2 protein-coding genes are annotated in these 4,436 nt (G+C 34.3%); both read right to left on the reverse strand.

The genetic code is table 11. From position 1 onward, the window contains the following. Positions 1-312 precede the first annotated feature (312 nt). Positions 313-933 (reverse strand): hypothetical protein, encoded by a 621-nt coding sequence (locus C0512_RS14680; protein WP_290862893.1) that lies wholly within the window; start codon positions 931-933, stop codon positions 313-315. Beyond that, positions 926-4,327 carry a hypothetical protein gene (locus C0512_RS14685; protein WP_290862895.1) on the reverse strand — a complete coding sequence of 1,134 codons (3,402 nt, stop codon included), beginning with the start codon at positions 4,325-4,327 and terminating at the stop codon, positions 926-928. The genes C0512_RS14680 and C0512_RS14685 overlap by 8 nt, the downstream gene beginning before the upstream one ends. Between the last annotated feature and the right edge of the window lie 109 nt (positions 4,328-4,436).

Below are 4,436 nucleotides of genomic sequence, written 5' to 3' on the forward strand. Positions count from 1 at the left end.
GATCTAAAACCCAAAAAGAAAAGGCCACAAACTCTACACGGCATTTGCCGACTCTGAAGACCGGTTGCGGGACGTAAAATTTATGACCTATAAACAAAATTATACAGAAAAAATAACTTTGATGTCTACGATGGTGTTTTCTTTGCCACCCATGTCAGTTGAACAATACTTTTCCCCATAGTAAAAGTAATTGGTATACATCCGCTCACATTTAGACACTTAACAACTTCCTGTTTGTAACACTTCAAACGCCACCGGGCTAATCTGGTTATGAGAATCTAATGAGATGCTCGTTAATTTAAGAAAAACTCATTATTGAGTATGCTTAATGTAAAAATCCAAAAATCCATCAGGAAACTCTTTAATTTCAGGAAGGTTTGTCATTGGATTCGTTATGACCCCATTAATATAATCGAAAATGTATGGCCCTCTTGGTTGACAAAAAATGTTTAAAATTTCTAAAAGATATTTAAAGAAAACATAATTCTGACTTTTGGCTGTGTCTGGCTTGATATGTGCAGAATCTAATTTATCTGACTCAAGACCCTGTAGCTTAGTAAGCAAATTTGAAACAGTTCTTTTTAACTTATCAATATCGTCATTTTTTTCTTTCAAGGCCAGCTTATACTCAAGAATAGTCTGGGAATCTGAACTCGACTCTTTTAAAACTGCACTACTGAAATCTGAGCATTTTGTATAGCCTTTTTGTACTTCTTCTCTATAAGGAGACCCTTTCCTCAATAAAGCGGTATAACTTGGTGAACTGCCCTCGATTTCACCAAGACGCGATGCGACCTCTTTTGAAAATTTAGTGATATTAGAAAAAATTGCCCCAGAAGATTTTATCTTTTCAATTATTTGTACAATCAATGCTAAACGAGCTGTAGATATATCGTTTGCATACTCCACTATTTTCGTATAACGGTCAGTCATTTTTTCCTCCGATAAGCAATGCATCAATAACATCTTTATTCATCAATGATGGAGAATCACTGCCTAATCTTGAAAGTACTTCATCAATCCCTATTTTGTTTATCTTGAGTATTTTTTCTAGTGTCCTGCAAACTGTTTCCACCGGATCACTTATTAGCAATTCTGTATTCAAACCATTCAAGATTGGTGCCAACTTCATCTGAAGCATCAATGCCTTTGCTTTTAAGCTACCGCTTTGATAAGAGTTATATCCTCGTGTTTCAATCATTCGAAGAAGGTCCTCAAGCAAAGGATTATCCTCACATGTAAACATCGCGAGCGCGTTCTTGGAATCCCTAATAATATTTTCGCCAGCAATTATTCCTTTGGAGTCTTTTAGTAAGTCATAGCGAGCAAGCCAATTTGAAGCTTCTTTAAAATGTGTAACCCAAGCAGCTTCATTAGTCTTACGCCCGCGCTTATTTGTATTGTTACAGTTTTTTAGGCTCTGCGCCTCCTCTATGTGAAAGCGAATTTTTTGACTAATAGCGGGTATATCAGATATAAAAGATATGCTAACTGGACAGATAGCGCAGTTCTTTTCATTATTTAACTCAATTTGAATATAAGTAGGACATTCATCATTGTGCGGGCAAATATGGGTAGAATGAATTGATACATTTTTAAAATTTGACCTATAAATACTTTCTATATCATCTGTATTTAAAATGCCTTTTAAACTGCATGTAAGCCCTCCAGAACGGATAATCCCTGCCCTTACAGTTTGAGCCACCTCATCTTCTGAAAGTTGAACTGGCCTTATACCAGACTCACCACTAATAATTTTTTCAATAAGTTCAAACCTTGCACCTGAGGCAAGATATTCCATGTTCTTAGCTGTTGCTTTTATATAATGTGACTGGGTAATGGGCTCCTGCCCTGTACAAGCTTTAATAATTTCTGCAGACACCCCAGCCAAGTGTGCCGTTGTAACAAATGTGGCTCTAAGCGAATGAACAGTTAAGTCTGGTTTCAGTCGTATTTGAATCAAAGGGCATAGCTCAGATGATATTTCTTGAAAACTTTTGCTGCCAACATCTATATTAGAAAAGGCATAAGCATTTAAGGGGTGAATTGATTTTCTCTCAACTCCAACGCCTCTTTTTTCACTATTAATAAAAGGGCGAATTTTGATTTCCTGTAATTCCGCATAGCCTAGACTTGCGTTTAAATATTTCACTATTTCGTTATACAAATAGAAGACAAAATCGGCAGCCGTTGAAACGACCCCCTCATCTATTTTGTTTGAAGCACCAAGTAAACCTTCGTACTCTTCGAATACACCATTGCCTCTGTCAATTTTCCTAAGTCCGTAAAACGACTCATCATTTTTAAATAATAATTTTCTTAATTCAACTACCTGGTTCAGGACAGGTGTTGGAATCATTGATTTGAAGCCGCCTGGGTCCGTTTTGTCCTGTATGACATTAATACTTGTGTACTTATCACCCCTAAATTCAATAAGGTCGTTTAACTGAAGATTAACGGCGCTGTTGCTTCGTAGTCCGGTATTAATAACAATATACAAACATGAAATAGCACCCCAGAATGGAGTATTGTTGAGCAACACTGCTTTTTGACTAGATCCTTCAGAATATTGCAATCTATAATGCTCTAGTGCAGATTGAACAATATCTACTGGTACATTTAAATCAAAATCAAATTTTCTATTAATTAATTCAGAATCAAAATCTCTAACAAATTCTCGCGCAAATATATAATCGAAATCATCGACATTTAAATATATTTCCTTCAGACCAATGCGCATCAAACAATCTAGTATATCAACGAAAATAAGCCATTCTTTTACATCCAAAATATTCTTTGTTGTTGAAGAATACTTTTTTGAGGTTGATTTGGTGAACTCTATTGGAATAGGAGAGCCATAAATTTTACCTATACCATTTGCCGTAACTTCCACAAATTTGAAAAATTTTTCAACCGCTGATAGCTTACTGAATAAGCCAGACTCTAACTCTTCTTTTTCAAGCTCCAACCAATCTCTAAATCCAAGTGGAATTTTTTTAACACCATATTTTTTTTCAAAACTCAGCATTACAATTTCGGATGAGCTAAACAAAGGTGTTAGCTTAGAGTTTGTAAAATTTTCGCCAGATACATTAAAAAAATGCAGGTTTTCGGAAATACTTATTGGATATACAAATCCTACTAAATATTCGTTTATTAATCTTAAAGCTTGTTTATATACCTTAATGCTAGCATCTCTCCTTTTATGGGAGAGTTGTTTTAGAAAATCTCTTTGATAGGAAGCTAATTCGAAAAATTTTTCAGAAAATTTTGAATCCTCAATTTGAGGATTGAAGTGTTTTTTATCATCATTTCTGGATACGGAGAAAATCAGATTACCATCAATTTCTTCTGAAAGAGACAAGAAAGTATTATTTTCAAATTCGTATTTTTTCCCAATTTCAAATTGGCTTCCAGTCAACAAAGAGGCCAAATTTCTCTTTTTAGCTTTAATCTTTAATGTTTTTCTTAGAGCATTAGCAGCCTCCCCTAAGTGGAAGTCTCTTTGTTTAAAATGATTCAAAGAATTGTAGGTTCGCGGCTTGCCTTTGTGATTAACAAGTGAATAATCAGCTAATAGCAAAATAAATGGATAATCACCAAAATCAATCCCAGTAGATTCAAGTAATTTATCTTTCACCACCAAAAAGTCAAAATAATCAACTGAACTTTCGGATCCGTGTTTAAGAATATATTCACGAAATGTATAAACTGAATTAGGTCTATAGTCGGAACGCTTAGGAGAATTTTTTCTGTAATGATCAAGAAAGTTTGATAAAAGTCCTACATCACTGATTAAATTTAAGCCTTCTAGAATTTCTAGTGAGGAATCAGTGCTCCCGTATAGAGCTAAGAGTGCCAAATCAGATTTGATCAAATGTGAATTCTTTTGGACAATTTTGGATTTCACATTTATAGATATTCTTGGATTTACATGTTTTTTTGAAAGCAGACCGCTCGCGCACATACGAAAAAGCCATATATACATAAAGGCTTCTACATTTCGTGAAATATTTAATTCTTTTGACTGTGAGACATCTTCTAAGACCTCATCTTCTTTTACAATTCCTTGAATATTTACATGCAAAAATTGGCTATTGCTTGCCTCATCAATTTCTTGAAAAGTTTTTTTAAGCTTTCCGTATAAAAGATAAAAAGCCGTCTTTATGTAGTTTTCTTTATAGGTTTTTGTGTAGACTCCATCAAAAACTGTTTCCCTAGCAATCTCATCCAAACAAATTAGTAAATCATCTTTTTCTTTTAAAATAATAAATTCATATTTCCTAACTTCTGAATCCTTTTGTATTTCAATAACAATGGTTACCATTTAAATCCCCAGAAGCTTATTGCTTAAAGCATCCAGTATTAAAGTTTTAGCCGCATCAAGTTCGTTCTCAATTCTCTGCATATCTGGCCTTGCATAAATTTGAGTTGCG

Origin of the sequence: Flavobacterium sp. (genome assembly GCF_013822155.1) — a bacterium.
GTDB lineage: Bacteria > Bacteroidota > Bacteroidia > Flavobacteriales > Flavobacteriaceae > Flavobacterium.